The organism is Rossellomorea sp. QJM3NY_18 (genome assembly GCF_056173145.1).
Window position 1 is genome coordinate 2,773,114 of record NZ_CM149659.1, and the last position, 17,903, is coordinate 2,791,016.

General features: G+C 35.3%; 26 protein-coding genes. 11 read left to right on the forward strand and 15 right to left on the reverse strand.

The genetic code is table 11. The features are described 5' to 3' along the window. Window positions 1–24 precede the first annotated feature (24 nt). Window positions 25–174 carry a hypothetical protein gene (locus AC0VXY_RS14320; RefSeq protein WP_475525623.1) on the forward strand — a complete coding sequence of 50 codons (150 nt, stop codon included), beginning with the start codon at window positions 25–27 and terminating at the stop codon, window positions 172–174. Between the two features lie 415 nt (window positions 175–589). Continuing rightward, window positions 590–742: a hypothetical protein gene (locus AC0VXY_RS14325; protein ID WP_475525624.1), complete on the forward strand. Its 153-nt coding sequence runs from the start codon at window positions 590–592 to the stop codon at window positions 740–742. Between the two features lie 74 nt (window positions 743–816). On the opposite strand, the gene AC0VXY_RS14330 is transcribed toward AC0VXY_RS14325, so the two are convergent. The 12 genes from AC0VXY_RS14330 to AC0VXY_RS14385 form a co-directional block, all read right to left on the reverse strand. Then, on the reverse strand, window positions 817–1,233 hold the full coding sequence (locus AC0VXY_RS14330) for a RusA family crossover junction endodeoxyribonuclease (RefSeq protein WP_475527871.1): 417 nt from the start codon (window positions 1,231–1,233) through the stop codon (window positions 817–819). A gap of 9 nt (window positions 1,234–1,242) precedes the next feature. Further along, window positions 1,243–1,446 carry a hypothetical protein gene (locus tag AC0VXY_RS14335; RefSeq protein ID WP_279724296.1) on the reverse strand — a complete coding sequence of 68 codons (204 nt, stop codon included), beginning with the start codon at window positions 1,444–1,446 and terminating at the stop codon, window positions 1,243–1,245. A 4-nt stretch (window positions 1,447–1,450) separates the two neighbouring features. Next, the gene (locus tag AC0VXY_RS14340) at window positions 1,451–2,305 is read right to left on the reverse strand and encodes a DnaD domain-containing protein (RefSeq protein ID WP_475525625.1); all 855 of its coding nucleotides are present in this window, start codon (window positions 2,303–2,305) and stop codon (window positions 1,451–1,453) included. Between the two features lie 10 nt (window positions 2,306–2,315). Next, window positions 2,316–2,579, reverse strand: coding sequence for an AbrB/MazE/SpoVT family DNA-binding domain-containing protein (locus AC0VXY_RS14345; protein ID WP_475525626.1), 264 nt, complete (start codon window positions 2,577–2,579; stop codon window positions 2,316–2,318). Next, window positions 2,576–2,755, reverse strand: coding sequence for a hypothetical protein (locus AC0VXY_RS14350; RefSeq protein WP_475525627.1), 180 nt, complete (start codon window positions 2,753–2,755; stop codon window positions 2,576–2,578). Before AC0VXY_RS14350 ends, AC0VXY_RS14345 begins: the two co-directional genes overlap by 4 nt. After that, the gene (locus AC0VXY_RS14355; RefSeq protein ID WP_475525628.1) at window positions 2,748–3,593 is read right to left on the reverse strand and encodes a recombinase RecT; all 846 of its coding nucleotides are present in this window, start codon (window positions 3,591–3,593) and stop codon (window positions 2,748–2,750) included. Before AC0VXY_RS14355 ends, AC0VXY_RS14350 begins: the two co-directional genes overlap by 8 nt. Next, complete coding sequence (locus tag AC0VXY_RS14360; RefSeq protein ID WP_475525629.1) at window positions 3,593–4,534, reverse strand: YqaJ viral recombinase family nuclease; 942 nt, start codon at window positions 4,532–4,534, stop codon at window positions 3,593–3,595. The genes AC0VXY_RS14355 and AC0VXY_RS14360 overlap by 1 nt, the downstream gene beginning before the upstream one ends. 110 nt (window positions 4,535–4,644) lie before the next feature. Continuing rightward, complete coding sequence (locus AC0VXY_RS14365) at window positions 4,645–4,860, reverse strand: YqaI family protein (RefSeq protein ID WP_475525630.1); 216 nt, start codon at window positions 4,858–4,860, stop codon at window positions 4,645–4,647. A 66-nt stretch (window positions 4,861–4,926) separates the two neighbouring features. Further along, window positions 4,927–5,061, reverse strand: coding sequence for a hypothetical protein (locus AC0VXY_RS14370; RefSeq protein ID WP_475525631.1), 135 nt, complete (start codon window positions 5,059–5,061; stop codon window positions 4,927–4,929). Between the two features lie 15 nt (window positions 5,062–5,076). After that, window positions 5,077–5,325, reverse strand: a complete 249-nt coding sequence (locus AC0VXY_RS14375) for a hypothetical protein (protein ID WP_475525632.1) — start codon at window positions 5,323–5,325, stop codon at window positions 5,077–5,079. Beyond that, on the reverse strand, window positions 5,322–5,840 hold the full coding sequence (locus tag AC0VXY_RS14380; protein ID WP_475525633.1) for a helix-turn-helix transcriptional regulator: 519 nt from the start codon (window positions 5,838–5,840) through the stop codon (window positions 5,322–5,324). Before AC0VXY_RS14380 ends, AC0VXY_RS14375 begins: the two co-directional genes overlap by 4 nt. Before the next feature lie 176 nt (window positions 5,841–6,016). Further along, window positions 6,017–6,274: a helix-turn-helix domain-containing protein gene (locus AC0VXY_RS14385; RefSeq protein WP_475525634.1), complete on the reverse strand. Its 258-nt coding sequence runs from the start codon at window positions 6,272–6,274 to the stop codon at window positions 6,017–6,019. A 163-nt stretch (window positions 6,275–6,437) separates the two neighbouring features. Between AC0VXY_RS14385 and AC0VXY_RS14390 the strand changes: the two genes are divergently transcribed. Both AC0VXY_RS14390 and AC0VXY_RS14395 read left to right on the forward strand, forming a co-directional pair. Beyond that, window positions 6,438–6,827 carry a helix-turn-helix domain-containing protein gene (locus tag AC0VXY_RS14390; RefSeq protein ID WP_475525635.1) on the forward strand — a complete coding sequence of 130 codons (390 nt, stop codon included), beginning with the start codon at window positions 6,438–6,440 and terminating at the stop codon, window positions 6,825–6,827. A gap of 280 nt (window positions 6,828–7,107) precedes the next feature. Further along, complete coding sequence (locus AC0VXY_RS14395) at window positions 7,108–8,148, forward strand: HD-GYP domain-containing protein (protein ID WP_475525637.1); 1,041 nt, start codon at window positions 7,108–7,110, stop codon at window positions 8,146–8,148. 181 nt (window positions 8,149–8,329) lie between these two features. Here the strand turns inward: AC0VXY_RS14395 and AC0VXY_RS14400 are convergent, their stop codons facing one another. Together AC0VXY_RS14400 and AC0VXY_RS14405 are read right to left on the reverse strand one after the other, a co-directional pair. Next, on the reverse strand, window positions 8,330–9,283 hold the full coding sequence (locus AC0VXY_RS14400; protein WP_475525638.1) for a DNA/RNA non-specific endonuclease: 954 nt from the start codon (window positions 9,281–9,283) through the stop codon (window positions 8,330–8,332). 93 nt (window positions 9,284–9,376) lie between these two features. Further along, entirely contained in the window at window positions 9,377–10,243 is an 867-nt protein-coding gene (locus AC0VXY_RS14405; protein WP_475525639.1) for a hypothetical protein, read from the reverse strand. Window positions 10,244–10,491: 248 nt separating this feature from the next. On the opposite strand from AC0VXY_RS14405, the gene AC0VXY_RS14410 reads away from it, so the two are divergent. The 4 genes from AC0VXY_RS14410 (at window position 10,492) to AC0VXY_RS14425 (ending at window position 13,941) form a co-directional block, all read left to right on the forward strand. Beyond that, a complete protein-coding gene (locus tag AC0VXY_RS14410) occupies window positions 10,492–11,406 on the forward strand; it encodes a BRCT domain-containing protein (RefSeq protein ID WP_475525640.1) in 915 nt (304 codons plus the stop codon). Between the two features lie 109 nt (window positions 11,407–11,515). Next, window positions 11,516–12,709, forward strand: coding sequence for a type II toxin-antitoxin system Phd/YefM family antitoxin (locus AC0VXY_RS14415; protein WP_475525641.1), 1,194 nt, complete (start codon window positions 11,516–11,518; stop codon window positions 12,707–12,709). Continuing rightward, window positions 12,693–13,328, forward strand: coding sequence for a hypothetical protein (locus AC0VXY_RS14420; RefSeq protein WP_475525642.1), 636 nt, complete (start codon window positions 12,693–12,695; stop codon window positions 13,326–13,328). Before AC0VXY_RS14415 ends, AC0VXY_RS14420 begins: the two co-directional genes overlap by 17 nt. Next, a complete protein-coding gene (locus tag AC0VXY_RS14425; protein ID WP_475525643.1) occupies window positions 13,321–13,941 on the forward strand; it encodes a hypothetical protein in 621 nt (206 codons plus the stop codon). Before AC0VXY_RS14420 ends, AC0VXY_RS14425 begins: the two co-directional genes overlap by 8 nt. Window positions 13,942–14,179: 238 nt before the next feature. Here the strand turns inward: AC0VXY_RS14425 and AC0VXY_RS14430 are convergent, their stop codons facing one another. Continuing rightward, window positions 14,180–15,001, reverse strand: coding sequence for a zinc-dependent metalloprotease (locus tag AC0VXY_RS14430; protein ID WP_475525644.1), 822 nt, complete (start codon window positions 14,999–15,001; stop codon window positions 14,180–14,182). Between the two features lie 318 nt (window positions 15,002–15,319). Here AC0VXY_RS14430 and AC0VXY_RS14435 point away from each other — a divergent pair, with 318 nt between their 5' ends. The 3 genes from AC0VXY_RS14435 to AC0VXY_RS14445 all read left to right on the forward strand — a co-directional run bounded on the left by AC0VXY_RS14435 (window position 15,320) and on the right by AC0VXY_RS14445 (window position 17,638). Further along, window positions 15,320–15,520, forward strand: coding sequence for a hypothetical protein (locus tag AC0VXY_RS14435; RefSeq protein WP_475525645.1), 201 nt, complete (start codon window positions 15,320–15,322; stop codon window positions 15,518–15,520). Between the two features lie 9 nt (window positions 15,521–15,529). Further along, on the forward strand, window positions 15,530–16,120 hold the full coding sequence (locus AC0VXY_RS14440) for an ImmA/IrrE family metallo-endopeptidase (protein WP_475525646.1): 591 nt from the start codon (window positions 15,530–15,532) through the stop codon (window positions 16,118–16,120). A 66-nt stretch (window positions 16,121–16,186) separates the two neighbouring features. Beyond that, entirely contained in the window at window positions 16,187–17,638 is a 1,452-nt protein-coding gene (locus AC0VXY_RS14445) for a recombinase family protein (protein ID WP_475525647.1), read from the forward strand. Window positions 17,639–17,903 lie beyond the last annotated feature (265 nt).

Sequence of the window (17,903 nt, forward strand, 5' to 3'; positions counted from 1 at the left end):
TATACTGGTGGAGGGTGATATCAATTGAAAGAATATGAAATCCTTACATATATAAAAAAGCTAGGATCATTATTTAAAGAGTATCAATCTTGTAACTGTCCAAAATATAAAGAAACTATTATTAAAGAAATCACAACCCTCAGTGAAAAAGTTCATCCGAGTAACGATAAATAAAGAGCAATGTGCAAAAATGCCTAAAAGAATATTTTCTTCAAACCACTGTGTCCCACTATGATAAATACTACCTCACCATGCTATTCTGCCTATTTTCGATATAATGGCCAAAATATAGCAATGGTATTATATACCCATAAATAAAATTGTGAGGTACTAAAATGATATTCAATATAGGCGATAAGGTTCTGTACCAGGATGAAGAATATACCGTTCATTGGATTTACGATAGTGAATACATTGAAATTGCTAAAGGTTACTCCAATATAGAACTTGTTCATAAATCAGAAATCCAAAAAGTAAAATAGTTCATTTATCACAAATAAAATCATCCAATTCTATTCCATTATTCTGTAAATAACAGTAAAATAATTTTAAATAGTTATTTCGACATCCGTAGGAAAGGGTGATTTTTTTGAACTCATTAATTGTTTTATCAGAAGAAACGCTTCAAGATATTTTGATTGATTCAAAGAGAGTTGGAACTTCCCTAGATTTCATAAGAATGGTTGAAGATGCGCTACAACAAAAGATTGACTCAAAGCAAATGCATGCTTACATCAATTAATTAGTACATAGAAATCTTAGAATTTCTAATTCATTGGAAGGAGAAACGATATTAAAAGTCGCTTCTCCCTTTTTTTATTCTCCAATTGGCACAACCATGATCTCAATTCGAGGTGTCTCGCTATACCACTTGCTTGCTAATAACTCAACTACCTGGCTATCGTCCTTCCAGAGAATCTGGTTACAAGCATCCTTGATTCCTTTCACGTAGTTGTCTACGTCAGGCTTTGTCACTGGCCTTAATTCACCAGCTTCAGCTGCAGCTAATTTCTTTTTGCTGAAGTTCTTTAGCGTGGGCTTGTACACTCTGATAAACAATTGAATGGGCCCATCCAGTATCTCCCTCGGACGATGTTCTGCAGCCACCAATTTTACATACTTCTTAAAGTCCTTAGACTTCTTAGGATCATAAGCCCTGGTATATCCTCCTTGAGAACTAAACCTTGGCCTCCCCTGGGCTACGGGAGTTCCATAGACCGTAAACTGAATCATCTTCATTACTCAAAACCACCCATTCTCAGAACTCTCAACATTCCTGTTTCTAAATTTAGCGATGGCTAATTCTTGCCTTAAATCATAATAATTCAGGTCATAAATGCTGGTCCCTCTCTTGGTTTCAGTAACTCCTAAGGTTAAGAGCTCACTGATCATCCCCTGGGACTTCTTTTCCTGACTAATCTTAATTGAATCATATAATACACCCATTTCATTACCCCCTCTTAAACGCTAAAAGCTCAGCTTCAAGCTTTGCCTTTTCTTTCTCAAAATCATAGTCACTAGAGTCGCTTTGTTGATTCTGTGTGGAAGTCTTATTTTCCTCAAACCAATCTGGCAATCTCTCAGTGCGAATTGGTCGCACCTTGCCATTCCTTGCAGGCGTTCGCTTGGTCCTCTGCTCTTTAAATTTCTGTTGTTCAGCTCGAGACTGATCCAGGGTTTTAATCCCCTTTTGGGACCAGTTGTTAAGAATGGCCTCAACGTAGCCCCATTTCTTCGTCCCTTGTTCTACAGCAATCTTCATAGCTTCAAGTACTAACTCCTCACAGAGATCATCACACCAAGAGACAATCTTTTGAGGTATATACCCACCCAGGATCCCAAACCCCTCTTGCTCGTAAAACTGAAACGGATTAAGTGATGCAGGGGCATCATCTACTACATCTTCTTTTAGTTTCGTTTTGTTTTGTTTATGTTTAGGTATGGTCAACTGTTGGTCCTCGGATTGGTATCCATATTGGTATACGGATTGGGTATCGGATTGGTATAGCGATTGGTCAACTGAGTTGACCAATGACTTTACCTTATAGATGGGAGCTTTCCCTTTCTTACCTTTTTCGTACTCAATCAGTTCATTTTCGATAAGCTTTATTCGAGCATTGACCAGCCCTTGCTTTGAAAGGCCAGTCAATTTCTCTACTGTGGAGTTGGGAGCATTGAATCGTTCTTTCCAGCCAGCCATATTGTTTATAGCCATCAGTGTGTGCCATAACGCAATTGCGCTGGTATTAAGATCGTTCAGTAGCAACCAATCCTTAAAAGCTTTGAGTTCCTTTAGATAATTCAAACAATCACCTCTATGCTTGTCTTACGTATGAAATTGCTGCTGAAATAGATTCCCTATCTTCGTGGTTCGTTGCGTCTGACAAAGCGTTTTCTAACCATGTGAGCGTATTGTTCTTGGTTACATCCGATTGATAAGGTCTGAAGACAATACCGCCATGATCCAAAAACATTTCTAATGGTGTTCCACTATTCAACCCCTGTGTTCTCCTAATCTCCTTTGGAATAACCACTCTACCTAATTCATCAATCTTTCTCACGATTCCAGTTGCTTTCATAATTCCTCTTCCTTCCTCTCACATATCGCTTTCCCCTCTTGAATACCTTTTACGTGATAGTGGGGATATCGCTTCATATAGTCCAATACAAGTCGTTTCAACTCTTCCTTACTTTGAGCCTTCTCCCAAATCCATCTTGGAAGAAGGACTTTGTAAGGCACTTCTTGGTTAATCAAAATTCATGTCCATCGTGTCTTGTGCTGAATCTTTCGTGCCATTTTTCTCTTTAGATGCTTTTACGGGTTCTTTCGTTTGTTCTTCCTGTACCTCATATTCAATTGTGTTATCATCCTCTTCAGGAGTAACATCTTTTAGTTCACGATCCTCGTTATCTTCAATTACTGCCTTTTGCATTTCGACTGATAGAATGCCCCATTTAGATAAGAGGTTCTTCAGTACCGTTTTCATGGCCATAGCATCCCAGTCATTCTTCCAACCAAAATCTGATTTGCTGAACTTCTTCCGATGCTTTTCTACTTGCTCTCTGGTCCAGTAGACGGTTTTTCTAAATCCATTTAGTAGTTCAAAATATGCTGCATACCCAATGACGGCTTCTGATTCTCTTCGTTCAAAATCGATGTCGATTTCCTCTGTAAGGGGATTCCATTTAATCAACTCCCCTTCATGAATCGGTGTGACGTTTATATACCGGTACTGTCCGGTTCTAAGAGCTAATTGAATATAACCTTTATAACCAAGTTGAAATTGCGCCTTGCCCCCATATGGGACGATCCAGGCATATCCTAGATTCTTATCTACTGGAAGGTCTAATGTAGCTGCAATCATCGCTGAAGAGATAACCGACATTGGTTCAGCTTTCTGTAGCATCTTTTCATTGTTGTAAAGACTAAGGATCGAGGCGGTAAACTGTGTTGCTCGTTTACCTAATACCTCTTCAAAGCGCTTAATTACACTGGGACTCGCTAGTAACCCTTTCATAGTGGATCCTTGGGTAGAAGGAGCTTGTCCACTCTTGTTCGCTAGTTGCGTTTTTAGAGATTGATTGGTGGCCATTATTTAGCCTCCTTAATATCAAATCGTCTATAAGCACTCTTTTTGGTTACTTCTTTATATATATTCGGAAACTTCTCTTTTAATAGCTTTGAATCTACTCTATATGATTCAATCGGCTTCCAGGCTACTTCGTAGTTTGAGCAGAAGCCTAATTCTGCTTCTTTTAACTCATGCTGCAGGTCATGTTGGATATGTTTCTTTTGCTTTTCGAGTTCACTAATTGTTTTCTTTAGATCGAAGTATTGAAGGATTCGATCTTTGTGACTTCCCTTCAGTTCAACCGTCTTTCCTTTTTCTGCAGATGAGTATTTATCTTTCAAATACTTTTCAGCAGCACTCGATCCATCTAATGCAGGTGGGTTTCCTTCGATCACATGGTACTGCCAGAAGTGTTTTTCCGCTTCAAATATGATGTTAATTAGTTCCTCGTCACGTTCAACTTCCTTGCAGATAAATTTGTTTCCGCCGATGAGTACCGCGATATATGCTTTTGGATAACCCAGTACTCCTAAATAGTGTTGTACCTGTACCAAGTAGGACTCCGGTATCTCTTCACTTTCCCATTCCTTCAGTAGAAACTGATTAGCTGTTTTACACTCCAGGAGAGCATCTTCTCCGACCACCTTACGGTCGATATTGGCGATAATAAAATAATGATCAGGGTGTTGCAGAATGGCATTTCGTTTCCGTACTTTCTTTCCCATTCGAACCTCAAATTCTTTTGCGACCATATCCTCGAATAAATTCCCGAAATAGGCTGCCTCACTTGAGGATTCCTCTACAACTACCTGGCCAGTCTTCTCAAGCCATAATTCAAAGGGTGTTTTATACTTGTTAAGTCCAAGGATGATTGAGGCATCCGATCCCCCAATTCCTTTTCTTCTCAATTCCAGCCATTCTTTATGTTCTATATCTGTTGTAGTAGCTAATACAGATGCCATTTTTTCCCCTCCATTTGATTTCGTTTTCAAAGTGCAGTAAAATAAATTTAATTCCATTTAAGAGGATTCAACCCCTCTTTCCAACTAGACCTGTGTGCCAGCACAGGTCTTTACTCTGCTATTGAGAAATGGAACTTACATTTTTCAATCAAGTAATCCTCTAAATTTTCTTCCAAGATGACTTCTCCATTATCTGGATCCGTTATAATTGAATCTCCAACCAAAATTTCGTTTCCGAAATAATCAATTCCATTGTGTTCCGGCTGAGAAACCATATTGGTGTATCCATGTTTCTCTACTCTCGTGATATCCGGATGTTCAAGCATTTGCTTCACCTCCTTAAATTGGTAATGCATTAAATTTGCATGTACATTAAATCACGTTATATAATCCTAATTGCGCATAAATAGTGAGACGCAGTAAGCTTTGGTGCCTGCCTTAGCTTGCTGCTTTTTTGTTTTGTTTCTAAGTAAAAGTGTTTTTTCAAATGTTGAAAGCTTTAACCATTCCCCTGCTTTGATTTTCATGTCCTCCACCCCTTCCTAGCTTCGGTTCATCATGACATTTACAAATGTTTGAGTGATATGATGCAATTCATCCTGCTTTACCTTTTTCTCTGCCAATCTATCAAGCTCTTTAATGGAGTTGAGTAGATCCACTGTAGATAACAAGGCATCCTTATATTTTCCTTCTTGGATATTTTCTTCAATCGCCTGAATAGAGTTCCAGGACCCTCTTTGATGTTGAGCTGCCTGGCGTAAATCTTCTTTCTTGAATGTTTGGGTAATCATTTTTGTAACCTCCGTGCCTTTAGTGTTAGTCTCCATTGTTTAAAAATCTGTATCATGGAGAATTGATATTCTTTGGATATCAGAGCGACCAAGTTGATCATACTGGCTGCAGCATCCAATACTTCAAATGCAACCTTTCTCATGTCCTCTCGCTCTGAATCACTTTGAGATCTCACCGGCTTGTACCAACATGCTTTTTCAAGATGATCCAAAGCTTCTAGTGATTCTTTTTTGACCAGGAGCATCATGGCTGTAGGATGATGTTCAATAAATTCTCCGTTTAGATAGGGTATTGATACATCCCCGGCTGACTCGTTCCATCTGACAAAGTAATATTCTTCATCGTCGATTGCTTCGGCTGTTAGAGCTCTTAAATCTTTAGGGAAGCGCTGCCTCCCCGTTTCATACTTTGCAATGCTTTCTCTTGAAATTGGAAGCTTAAGTGATAGCTGTTGTTGTGTTATACCTTTGCGCCTTCTCGCACTAGCAAGCTCCTCCCCTTCCATGACTTTCATAAGGGTTGCTCCTTCCTTTACCTATTTATGGATTTCAATGTTCAGGCTTAGTTCATAAAATGAAGTTAACTTGCTTTTTCAGATTTTTGTTTTCGTTCTTCGATGATTCTTGGGACTGATGTTTTTAAAAAGTAACGTAGGATTTTTTTGATTGTTTCTTCTGATGGTTGGTTCATTTAAATTACCTCCTTGAATTTAATTACCGAATTGGTAATTTCATTTTCAAAAAAAAGCGTTTCGATTGGTACACCTAAAACTTTGGCGATGATCGCTATCTCTTCAGCACTTATTTTTCTTTTTCCGTTTTCTTTGTAGTAATAAGCGTTGTACCCATCGTACCCAAGAACCTTGGACATATGGTCAATAGTAAGGTTTTGATTTACTCTTAAAGATTTTATCTTTTCAAAGTTTATTAGCCTTCTTTGAAATTTCATTTAATCACCTCCTCTTGTTACCGAATCGGTAACTTTAACTATATAATAAATTACCTTTTTGGTAATGTCAACAAATATATTACCATTTTGTCAACTTTATTTCTTACCGCATTGGTAAATGGTAATCTATATACATAAATACACCGGTAAAGGAATGAAGCTGATGTCTTCATTAGGAAGTAATATAAAACAGTTGAGAGAACGAGAAAATATTTCACAAAAAGACTTTGCTCAAAAATTAGGAGTTTCAAATGTTGTCTTGTCACGTTACGAAAAGGATGAGCGAAAACCAGATTATGACATGTTAAAGAAAATTGCTGATTACTTTGAGGTTTCGATTGATTTCCTACTTGGTCGTGAAGAAAAAGCAATAGGCAAAGAAGATACACTTGAGGAAGTAAACAAGCTTGTTAAAGAATACGGCATAGAACAATTTGGTTTCTTTAATATTGAGAAATGGAAGGATCTTTCTCAGGAGGATATTGAAGAAATTAAGAAGCATTTTGAATATGTAGTGTTTCAGGCGAAACAAAGGAATAAAGAAGACAAATAATGTACAAAAATGGCCCAGAGAATCTCCTCTGAGCTTTTTTGAATAAAACGATTAAGGAGTAGTACTTTCAAATAAGCATACTCCACCAACATAAGAATTTTGCTCGAAGCTGCTAATGGGTTCCTAGCACATAATTCACTTAAGCAAATAAGGCATTTGTAAATATATTGTTATTTTATAACATTATATTTGTATTTTTGTATTTTTGGTGCTATACTCCTTTTATGGTTATTATTACCTGGGTAATAATACCTAAATTTCCATTATAAGAGGTGGATTAATGAATAAAATAGTTGAACAGAAAAAAATTGAAGAGTTAAGAGAAGGTGACGTCTTAGCTTTGGATGTATTCAGGGATAATTCTCTAATTGTAAAGAAAGGAAAGATTATTGATTCCCAACTGATTAAAAGGTTGAACAAGTTTCATATTCATGAAGTGAATATTGTAGGTGATTCTAACATAACACCTGATATTTTATCGAAAGATGAAATTGAATATAAGAGAATTTTGTTTAACAGTCTTATACACTGTGGTCAGGAGTCCAGGTACGGAACAGCTTTGAATAATAATGAGACGTACGAATGGATAGAGAGACTTTTTCTAAAAATCATGGGACAAGTTAAAACAAGTGGGTTAATGGAAGAATTAATGAACTATGATTTATATACCTTTTACCATTCTATGGACGTGTTTATCCTTGGGGCTTTATTAGGGAAAAAGCTTAATATCCCTAATAAAGAGGATTTTGCAACTGGTTGCCTATTACATGATATAGGGAAATTACAGACCCCGTTGGATATTTTACTAAAGCCATCGAAACTCACTGAAGAGCAGTTTGACATAATAAAATTTCATACAATCAATGGGTCTGAACTACTTAAAGATCATAAATTCTCCTTAAATGTATCAGAACTTGCATTATACCATCATGAAAGAAATGACGGGTCGGGATATCCAGAAGGACTAATTGAGGAGCAAATAAAACTAGAAGCACAAATCCTTGGAATTGTGGATGTCTATTCAGCTTTAACCTTGAATCGCCCATATCGATCAGCATTTAATGCGTCTGAAGCCTTAGTTATCTTATCAAATGATTTGGACTTGTTTAATGAAGGGGTCATTCAAGAATTCTGTCTCCTGCTAGAGATTTTCCCTTTGGATTCTGTAGTAGTTTTGTCTACAGGACAAGTTGTAAAAGTAGTACGTGTAAACGAGAAACTTCCTTGCTTTCCATTGATGTTCCACCAAGAAAGCAATCAATTTTATACCCTTCCTACTAATCGGCAATTGCGCGTGGAGAAAATGGTAAGGTTCGCCTGACCTTCAATAATAGTATATTATCTTTTAAAGAAGCATAGTCTTCTCACCTGTTGCTTTGAAGTCATCCCTCATTCAATGGATTTTCATCACTTTTATGGTACAAATTCCTCTCATCACTTTCATAGATTCCCTTTGATACCTACCATTTATAGCTCCTGGTACGGCTTTCGGGCTATATAGCCTACTCCCCTACCATACCGTCATTATCATTATCCCGCATATAAGGATATAACCAGTGATCACTCATTATTGGCATAGTAAAACCTGCATCTTCTGCTTCTTTAATTGTAACCTGGCCATTACCGTTTGTATCAACGCTTGAGATATCACCGCTAGTGTCTGAACTAGTTGGAGTTGAATCTGAAGGCTCACTCTCTGTTAGTCCGAGTGATTCATTTACTTCATCAGGGTTCACATTGTCAAAGGAATCAACAACCTCATCACCGTTTAAAGTATAGGTATACTGATAACTTGAAGGGATTTGTGTTTCAGTATCTGGATACGTGATAATTGCTTCGAAATTAGTGACTCCTCCAGCTTTACGGATTACGTCTTCCATATAGGCTTGATTACCATGGCGGTTGAGCGTACTTTCTTGGGGTGTAATATTATAAACATTCGATACTCCTCCAAGAGAATCGGCAATGACATGGCCTTCATCTAAAACGTCACTTTCAACACCAGGTACCTTTGCCTCATCAGAGTAGTATCTGCCAGACGACAATACTGGTTCGTTACTGTCATCTTGTATAATGATTTTGTCAGCAATGACACGTACTAGTTGGCCGTATTCATTCGTAAATGCCCAATATATACGGGCCCCAAAACCAATGTCAACTACGACATTAGCTTCACGATTTCCAGACAGATCACCACCATCAACTTCTATAAGGTTGTAACCTGAAAACAGGTCATCATTTGTTTCAGTTGGTGTTTCTTCTTTGGTTGGTTCCTCTTCTACTGGTTCTTCCTCAACCGCAGTGGTTTCTGCTTTCTCACTATTTTCAATTGTATTTGCTGCGGGTACTTCTTGATCTGTTTTTTCCTTAGTAGTAGGTACATTTTCTACGTCGGCACAACCCACCATAAAAATGGTGGTTAACAGTAAAAATAGATAGTTGTTTTTCTTTTTCATTTTTGGATTCCCCTAAAACAGTTTTATTTTCTTCATATCCTTACTATATTTAGTAAATTCTTTATCGATTGGAATGAACACATCTTTTCTGGATCACCTCTTGGTATTTTGAATAATAATGTTATTTTTTTCTCTGTAATTTTTATATTCCTTCTTAAATAGAATTGTTTCTATTTCTTTCTTACTTATAGCAATAATCTGTGAAGAAGAGGCATGGTGCTTGTTGTTTCCTACGTAAATGTACTTACCAATTGGTGATTTGTATAAATGTACTCCTCGAATTATGTTTCCGCTAGTAAGTCGAATATCTACTGATTCTTTCTCTGCAATAATATTCTCAATAATAAAATTCCAGAATTTATTTGTAATTTGCACCGCTACCAAACCAAATCCTAAAAAAATCGTAACAAAAGGACCCGATACTCCTAAATCATAAAATTCATATAATATTTGTTTTGTAGATGAAACTTCTGGCGCTTTAGCGGAGAAAAAGTAGAGGTACATTATTGCATTGGTTAGGAATCCATAAGCAACAGCTACTACCACCATTGCAAGCATACTAAAAGTAATTTTCGACCATTGCGATAAAATTCCTGAAATAAATCTAGGAATTTTTTTAAATCGATTTTCATCAAATTCAATTATTAAACTTGTAAGAAAAACAATAAAGGCGGTGATAATAATGAGCCAAAAGCTAATCAAAGAAATTCTTTCTGATTGATCTTTTTCTAAATTAATTTCTAAATCTACTAAGTTATACATAATGAATGCATACACAATAATGATTGTTATCCATTTTAAAAGATCAGGTAGTAAGGTGATCTCTTTTGAATACAGCTTCTTTTGATGCTTTGTATTAGTAAGATAAGTGTAAATAAAAATAATTGAGCAAACACCCAAAAATACTAATAAAAATGTAGTATTAACCCTAAATAACGTTGAAACTATTTGAATAAACATCTAAACCTCCGTAAACTACATTCTAAATACCTATGTAAATATAGCATAAAATTACTATTAATCTAATATTCTCCTGTAAAAATGTGGTGTAATTTGGTTAAATAGTATATATAGTATTATTTTGTGTTACATTTCTACAGTTTTCCACCCGATTAAATAAATTCTCACTAATACATCTTTAGCTATAACCACCTTGTATCGTTGAACTGCTAAGAAAAATAAAATCTCAAAAAATAGGAGGTAGTGTCATGAGTAATAGTTATAAGGAAATACACGAGTATCGAAAATACACCTCGAAGGCAGAGGTACATAAGGCTATTAATACTCTAATTGGCATGATTGAAGGTATACGGTTAGATCAGGCAATAAATCTGGATGAGCTTGAGGAGGTCATTCATTGGTGCAGTATGCACAGGCATTTACAAAAGAAATCTCCATTCTCTGAAATCATCCCTGTTATTGATCATGCACTGGAAGATAACATTTTAGAACCTGATGAAGTCGAGGACATCCTATGGCTTTGCCACAAGGTTATTAAAGAAGACGATTTCAAAGAATATTATAATCTCATCACTTCTTCAATTCAGCAACTCGAAGGTATCCTTCATGGACTATTAGCAGACAACGAATTGACTGAAATCGAAATCAATCAGTTGTCAAATTGGGTAGAGGATCATGATTTCCTTAAAGGTACTTATCCATTTGATGAAATAGACAGCCTGCTCACTAGCGCTGGGGAAGATGGGGTTATTAGTGAAGACGAAAGACACATGCTCAAGGCTTTCTTTGGCAACTTCGTTGATACAAAAATTTCTTACAATGTAAATGAATTTGAAATTAAAACATTGCAAGGAAAGTATTCTGTAAGTGGGATCTGTGCAGTATGCCCTGAGATAGAGTTTGCAGGAAAGAACTTCTGCTTCACCGGTACTTCTTCTCAGGCAACTCGAAATGAAATAGCTGAACTTATCACTACCAAAGGTGGTACGTTTAATAAAGGCATTACTAAGAAGACTGATTACCTTATTGTTGGTGGAGACGGAAATCCTTGTTGGGCATTTTCTTGTTACGGTAGGAAAGTAGAAAAAGCTGTGCAGATGAGAAGAGAAGGATCAGGGATACTCATTGTTCATGAGAATGACTTTTGGGATGAGGTTTATTAAAACTCCCATGTAGATTAAAGATTATTAATTTGGGATTGTTAGGATAAGTTTACTCGTTTCTTAAACTCATTACATATATACCTTAAGTAAGGAAGGATTGTTTGTTAAAATGTTAGCTAAAAATAGTTTGAGAAATATTCATAAAAAAGATTTTGAAACGTTCTTTAGAGAAAACCAGGTGAAGTTAAGAAGTAAAAGAATAATACCAAATGCGGGTGAAGATAGATACACCCCGATTTCAAGAATTATAAAAGAAGAGTTGCGTTCGACTGCATCCTTCACAAAAGAAGCAATTGATGAATTTCTATTTTCACAGCTTTTTTATTCCATTAACAATTGGCATTATATCTACAAGAATGAAAGTTTAAGTCCAATACTAAAATCTGAAAATCCTAAAGAAGTGGAAGATTTTTTTCACTATATAAGTGAATTAAATTTTAATAAACTACTAATTAATAATCTAGGATCCAACGATTACGAATTGTGCAGTACTCGCATTGAGTGGGACAATAAGGTAAAAGCGATTCATTTTTTGTTTAAAATTGGTGTGGTGGAAAACAATGGGGAATACTATAACTTCTTTTCAGGTGTTACAATTAATTTAGAAAATAATATCGTGCTTTTTAGATTTGATCAAAAGCTATTAGATTCATTCCATGACGATCCTTTAGATGTCTTATCTAATTTAAAGGATATCTTAAATGGGGTAAAAAATAATTACTCATTTTTTGAAGAATTAGGATTAAATATAAATGGTTTAAATGAAGAAAACCCCAAAGAGACCATCTCTAGTCTCTTTAAGGATTTAAGTTCAGAAGCAGAAGAAATATTAAATGCCCAAGTTCATGAAAACACAGAAAATGATATTAGGGAATTTCTAGAAGGTAAAGGGTTGCCTTCTGAGGAAGATTATATACAACAAATCAAAAGTGTGATATATCAGGAAATATCCCAAACATGCGCTGACACTCTTTTTAGTAACGGATGGGTATTTAGGTTTATTTTTAGAGAAGGACGCTTAACAAAAGCGTCCTCAAGAACTGATGACAAGAGTCCGATATATGGTTCAAAGGTTTATTGGCACCTTAAAGAATTAATTTTTAAGAGTGACGATATGCAAGAAGCCGGATTTCATTGGTATATCTCAGATCCAACTGAAAATGAAGACCCGGAGTTTGTCCAAGTTAGATTAGAGTCTAGACATGATACTTTGATCGTACACTATTATTATAGGATGCGAACCCCAGATAGAAAGGAGAAGGAGGAATATGTATTACAGAAGATTAATGAATATTTACAATAATACCGACGTCCAATATATATTCCCTAATATTTCTGTAGATGAGTTTGATTTATTTATAAGAAGACACGCCCTTCAAAGTAAAGGTTACCTAAGTCCTTATAAATTTGCTTATGAGCAAGGATTAAAAGTAAACGAGAGTGTGAAATTTTTTATTTATTTTTCAGGTGAGGAAGGTATTCTTGAAGTCATTTATTTTTTCGAATGTTCTAGAACATCTTGCACAGATTCAAAGATTTATTTAGATCCTGATAATATTGGAGACAGTTTATTTTGTGAAGAGTGTGGTAAAACCTATAGTATCAATCAAGTCCAAAGACATATTAAGGTTCTTTTCAAGGTGAAAGACCAATTAGAAATCCCTTCTGAAATTTCTAAAATTGATAAAAAAGATCCTAACTCAACTTTTGAGGCTCTGCAGGAGTTACCAGAACATTTAAAGCAACTATCCCCTTCATCTTCCACTAAAGATAAAGAAAGTTGTTTCACTGATGAAGGGGATGTAAAAAGCATTGATCTTGAAATTGTTCTTAATGAAAATGAAAACTCTAAGGGTCAACCAATCTCTCATAAAATTGAACTATTCAAAAGAACAGTATTGGACCTTATAAATAATGAATAATAAATTAATGATTTGGTCCGGAATAAGTTTAGGATTTAGTATTGGTATCTTTTTAACATTTTTTCTAACAGTAAACTACTTAACTCCGTATTTTGATAAACCTTGGGATACCTTGTGGGCTTCAGTCGGATCTATTACTGGTTCTGTTTTAGGAAGTCTTATTGGAGGGATTATTGCATATAATGTTGCTTTAGTCCAAATAAATATGCAAAACGACAAACTCGTTGAAAAAGAAGAAAAGTATTTGAATTCTGTAGTAGCAAGAATTAAAGATGAGTTAAAAAGTAATTTAATTCCTGTAGAAAAAATTTATTTATTACTGACTCAGTTTTCAGATGATTTAGGAACAATTGCTGATGAAATAACACAAGGAAATAAGGAAATTTTGGAAGGTATAATTATTTTTTCAAATCAAATTGAGATTACGATTCTTCATCAACTTCGATCTGCCTTGATAAGTGATGAGAATATTGACCTTTTAAAAAGCATTGATACACTAGACAAAATAATAAAAACAACAGACTTTATCAACACACAATCGGTTCCAGAATATATTGAAGTTTCATTAAAGAAGATAATAGATTATTCGAAAGTTTATAAAGATTCAATTTAAACCCCCAGAGATTGCTGGGGGTTTTTTTACCGAAAATTCGAACGTATGTTTGAATGATGTTTTCGAGGTGAGTAAAATGTACCAATTCACATACAGAATCACTGAATAATAGAGTATGTATCTAGGTTCTACGAAAAATTTAAGAATTATGGTTAATTCCTCTTTTATTCATATCTAAAATATAAATTAACTTTTGAAACAAAATAACCTCCCTCAAAAGAGGAAGGTTGATGAATAATTACTGACCATACCAAACTTTATTATTCTGAATCTGTGTATTATGAGCTGGGTGCCAGTAATCTACTGAATATGAATAATCATAGTTCATTATGCATCGAATTCCACTACCTTGTGCATCATGGCCTAACCCATAATTATGAGAGAATTCATGTTGAGCTGCTTTAGAAGTGTTTGTTACACCTTGATCTAAGTTAACGCTGAATGCTGTCCCTGGATCAGAAGAATAGACGTAAGCAATTCCACCGGCTTCAAAGTTTGCATCTCTTGAGAAACCTACAACAAAGTCATAATTATATCCTGACCAATCCCTACTTAAATCTGATAAGATTTGTGAGCTATTCCCACCTTGCGAAGTCCAATTTCCTACTGCTTGTACTTGGAAGTCAATTCCATGGTCTCTAATAAATGCATCATCTGCATTTTCAACGATCTGTTGTACTCTACTTTGCCAGTCGCTATATGCAGCACGATACTCCTCATCTGCTACTGCAAGGACCGTTACTGTTCTATTAGCTGCCGCTGTTGCTTTTTGAATGGATTGCTTCTCATTTGAAAGTGTATTTTTGGTATTCGATGATTTCTTCACTTTACCCTTCTCGTCTAATTCTACTACTTTAGTAGACTTTTCAACTTTAGCAGGACCTTTGTCAGGTGCGTATTCCTTAGCTTTTGGTAAAGAGTCAATGTAAGTAGTTGTTGCTGATGCGTGGTCATGATCGTGGTGGTTAAAATCTGTTGGTTGTACCTTTGCTAATCCGATGGCTGGTGCGACACAAATTGATAAAGCTAGAGTAGTTGAAACAATTTTCTTCAAGTTCATAGAGAACCCTCCTTTTTTGGTATACTTAACAAATTCGGGGGATTCTTCCTAATACCTTTTAATCAGAAGTTGGGAAAGGTAGGGTTAAAAGCCCTATGAGAATTCGAAGTTTCTCTACTAAAATGATGCAAATTTTCATATTTTCATTAATATTATCTTGTTTAGTTTAGTGAATTGTAATTAGTTTAATATTCCATTAAATAAATTATTAATTTTCTCTGATCATTAATTACCATTTTGTCTATTTTAATCCAATATTTAATAGCCTCATGATAAAATTATTACTATACTTATTCTTATCATTTCGGAGGTTTTAATTTGCTTTTCCCCGTAATTGAAGGACCTGTTTCTAACAAAAAACATGCTATAAAAAACTCTAAAGTGACAGAATGCGGAATTCCTTTTCCTGATTTTTATGAAGATGATAAAGAGGCAATGAAGGCAATTTATTTTAGAGATGTGAATGAGCTTTCTTGTTCGAAGTGTAAAGAGAAAGTAGAAAACCTTTTAGATAACTGATATTTTTTCATGACTAATAAACTAATTTTAAACCCCTTACCATATTGGAAGGGGTTTAAAATCGTTGTAAATACGAACGTATGTTTGTATAATGTTACCGAGGTGAGCAAAATGTACCAATTATCATACAGGACCACCGGTTTAGAAGATTGGGTATCTCGGTTCTATTCTAGGATCGGAATAACAAATCCGAATTCAATTAGTGAGGAACGAATATCTAGGTTCCTAGGTATTTATGTAAAGAAGAAGCCTATACCAAGCAGCTTTCACGTGATTGGTAGATACCAAGACATTGTAATTGATAGTAGGGAACCGATAGAAAAACACAGGGAGATTTTCTTTCATGAGTTGTGCCATATCCTTAGACATTCAGGCGTTCAAACCATTATGCCTGCTTCGTTTAGAGAGCTCCAGGAATGGGATGCACATCACTTTACTCAGTATGCAGCTATCCCCTACCACATGATTAAATACATTCCTATCAATGATCGAGATGTGATTAAACAAATGTCAGATATGTTCTTGGTATCTCCAGAACTATGTGAAGAACGATTAGAACAAATCATTAGAAGGAATCACATTCAAAGAAGCATTTACTGATTTACCAATCTCTCTATTTTATTGTTCTTAAATTACAAGTATTTTAGTTTTAAAGGAAGTGATTGAATGAAAGCAGCTGTATATGTCCGTGTTAGTACTACCGAACAAGCCGCCGAAGGATATTCTATACGTGCCCAAACAGACCGTCTGAAAGCCTACTGTGTATCTCAGGGATGGGATATATTCGAAATCTATATTGATGATGGTTACAGTGCAAAAGACACGAACAGGCCAAACCTGGAACGAATGATGAAGCACATTGAGCAAAATTTGATTGATTGTGTCTTGGTTTACCGCCTGGACCGATTGACTAGATCAGTACGTGATCTATATAACATTTTGGAGACCTTCGATAAATATGATTGCAAATTCAAATCAGCCACTGAAGTATACGATACGACCACTGCAATGGGTAGAATGTTCATAACGATAGTAGCTGCATTAGCTCAATGGGAACGAGAAAATACCGGGGAAAGAATACGCATGGGTATGGAACAAAAGGCTCGTGAGGGGAACTGGGTGATTAACCAGGCGCCATATGGATACGACCTAGATAAAGAAAACAAGTCACTTAAAATAAATGAGGAAGAAGCTTTAACTGTGCAAAGGATCTTTAATTATTACATTGAGGGTAAAGGTGCAAGAAGTATCGCTGTTGAATTAAATCGATTGCAAATCCGCACGAAAACAAATACGCCATGGAACGATTTTAAAATAAGATATGTCCTTACTAACCCCACATATATTGGGACCATGAGATATAACTATAGAGTAAATAAAGAAAATTATTTTGAAGTCGAAAACACACATCCTCCTATCGTCACAAAAGAGGTATTTAATAATGTTCAAAGTATTATAAAAAGTAGAAGGGTTATTCACCCAAGAGCTGCTACCAGTAAATTTATATTCTCAGGTACTGCTAAATGTGCCCGTTGTGGCTCTCCTCTTACAGGGAAGTATGGCAATTATAAAAGAGGTTCTACAGAATATAAAATAAGGTCATATTATTGCTCCAATAGTAGAGTAGGTGAATGTGATCAGAGACAAATGTCTGAGCGTTATTTAGAAACTCAATTTATTAAGTATCTGGATACATTTGAAATAAATCCAGAAATCATTAATGACCTTACGAAAATGGATGAAATTGACGAATCCAAAGATAAGTTAAATTTGTTAAATAAAGAACTAAAGGAAATTGAGAAGCGAAGGAAAAAATGGCAATATGCTTGGGTAAATGAAATGATCAGTGACGAAGATTTTTCTATTCGAATGGAAGAGGAAAATACTAAAGAAGAAGATGTAAATAAGCAGCTGAGCTCCCTCCACCCTTCTGGAGAAAAAATGAATACTGGGGAACTTACTGAAATTCTTCTGGACATAAAAACAAACTGGAATCAACTTGATGCTCTAGAGAAAAAAATGCTTCTACAGATGTTTACAAAAAAAATCATTGTGGATCGAGTTAGTGATCAGTTGAAACCCGATTGTTTGGAGATTAAAGAAGTGGAATTTTATTAATAATTATCATTCAAAACACAGTATACTTTCGAAGTGCCTAAAAAAAGTTTTTGATTTTAAACCCAATCATTAAATCATTGGGTGCATAATATAGTATTGGGAAATGTCTTAAAGCCTTCTTTTTCACAAGTATACAAAATTCCTTCCTATTTTTTTAATGGGCCTATCATAGATGGGCCTATTTATTTCGTAAAAAATCCTATACATTACATCGAGCAAAAGTAAATTTTTATCGTGACTTACTAATAAAAAAACCTGCTTAAAA

What these genes read in the sequence shown, in the direction of transcription:
- AC0VXY_RS14330 (WP_475527871.1), bottom strand. Translation starts at nt 1,233, where the DNA reads ATGATTCAGTTTACGGTCTATGGAACTCCCGTAGCCCAGGGGAGGCCA.
- AC0VXY_RS14335 (WP_279724296.1), bottom strand. Translation starts at nt 1,446, where the DNA reads ATGGGTGTATTATATGATTCAATTAAGATTAGTCAGGAAAAGAAGTCC.
- AC0VXY_RS14345 (WP_475525626.1), bottom strand. Translation starts at nt 2,579, where the DNA reads ATGAAAGCAACTGGAATCGTGAGAAAGATTGATGAATTAGGTAGAGTG.
- AC0VXY_RS14355 (WP_475525628.1), bottom strand. Translation starts at nt 3,593, where the DNA reads ATGGCCACCAATCAATCTCTAAAAACGCAACTAGCGAACAAGAGTGGA.
- AC0VXY_RS14360 (WP_475525629.1), bottom strand. Translation starts at nt 4,534, where the DNA reads ATGGCATCTGTATTAGCTACTACAACAGATATAGAACATAAAGAATGG.
- AC0VXY_RS14365 (WP_475525630.1), bottom strand. Translation starts at nt 4,860, where the DNA reads ATGCTTGAACATCCGGATATCACGAGAGTAGAGAAACATGGATACACC.
- AC0VXY_RS14370 (WP_475525631.1), bottom strand. Translation starts at nt 5,061, where the DNA reads ATGAAAATCAAAGCAGGGGAATGGTTAAAGCTTTCAACATTTGAAAAA.
- AC0VXY_RS14375 (WP_475525632.1), bottom strand. Translation starts at nt 5,325, where the DNA reads ATGATTACCCAAACATTCAAGAAAGAAGATTTACGCCAGGCAGCTCAA.
- AC0VXY_RS14380 (WP_475525633.1), bottom strand. Translation starts at nt 5,840, where the DNA reads ATGAAAGTCATGGAAGGGGAGGAGCTTGCTAGTGCGAGAAGGCGCAAA.
- AC0VXY_RS14385 (WP_475525634.1), bottom strand. Translation starts at nt 6,274, where the DNA reads ATGAAATTTCAAAGAAGGCTAATAAACTTTGAAAAGATAAAATCTTTA.
- AC0VXY_RS14390 (WP_475525635.1), top strand. Translation starts at nt 6,438, where the DNA reads ATGTCTTCATTAGGAAGTAATATAAAACAGTTGAGAGAACGAGAAAAT.
- AC0VXY_RS14395 (WP_475525637.1), top strand. Translation starts at nt 7,108, where the DNA reads ATGAATAAAATAGTTGAACAGAAAAAAATTGAAGAGTTAAGAGAAGGT.
- AC0VXY_RS14400 (WP_475525638.1), bottom strand. Translation starts at nt 9,283, where the DNA reads ATGAAAAAGAAAAACAACTATCTATTTTTACTGTTAACCACCATTTTT.
- AC0VXY_RS14405 (WP_475525639.1), bottom strand. Translation starts at nt 10,243, where the DNA reads ATGTTTATTCAAATAGTTTCAACGTTATTTAGGGTTAATACTACATTT.
- AC0VXY_RS14410 (WP_475525640.1), top strand. Translation starts at nt 10,492, where the DNA reads ATGAGTAATAGTTATAAGGAAATACACGAGTATCGAAAATACACCTCG.
- AC0VXY_RS14415 (WP_475525641.1), top strand. Translation starts at nt 11,516, where the DNA reads ATGTTAGCTAAAAATAGTTTGAGAAATATTCATAAAAAAGATTTTGAA.
- AC0VXY_RS14420 (WP_475525642.1), top strand. Translation starts at nt 12,693, where the DNA reads ATGAATATTTACAATAATACCGACGTCCAATATATATTCCCTAATATT.
- AC0VXY_RS14425 (WP_475525643.1), top strand. Translation starts at nt 13,321, where the DNA reads ATGAATAATAAATTAATGATTTGGTCCGGAATAAGTTTAGGATTTAGT.
- AC0VXY_RS14430 (WP_475525644.1), bottom strand. Translation starts at nt 15,001, where the DNA reads ATGAACTTGAAGAAAATTGTTTCAACTACTCTAGCTTTATCAATTTGT.
- AC0VXY_RS14440 (WP_475525646.1), top strand. Translation starts at nt 15,530, where the DNA reads ATGACTAATAAACTAATTTTAAACCCCTTACCATATTGGAAGGGGTTT.
- AC0VXY_RS14445 (WP_475525647.1), top strand. Translation starts at nt 16,187, where the DNA reads ATGAAAGCAGCTGTATATGTCCGTGTTAGTACTACCGAACAAGCCGCC.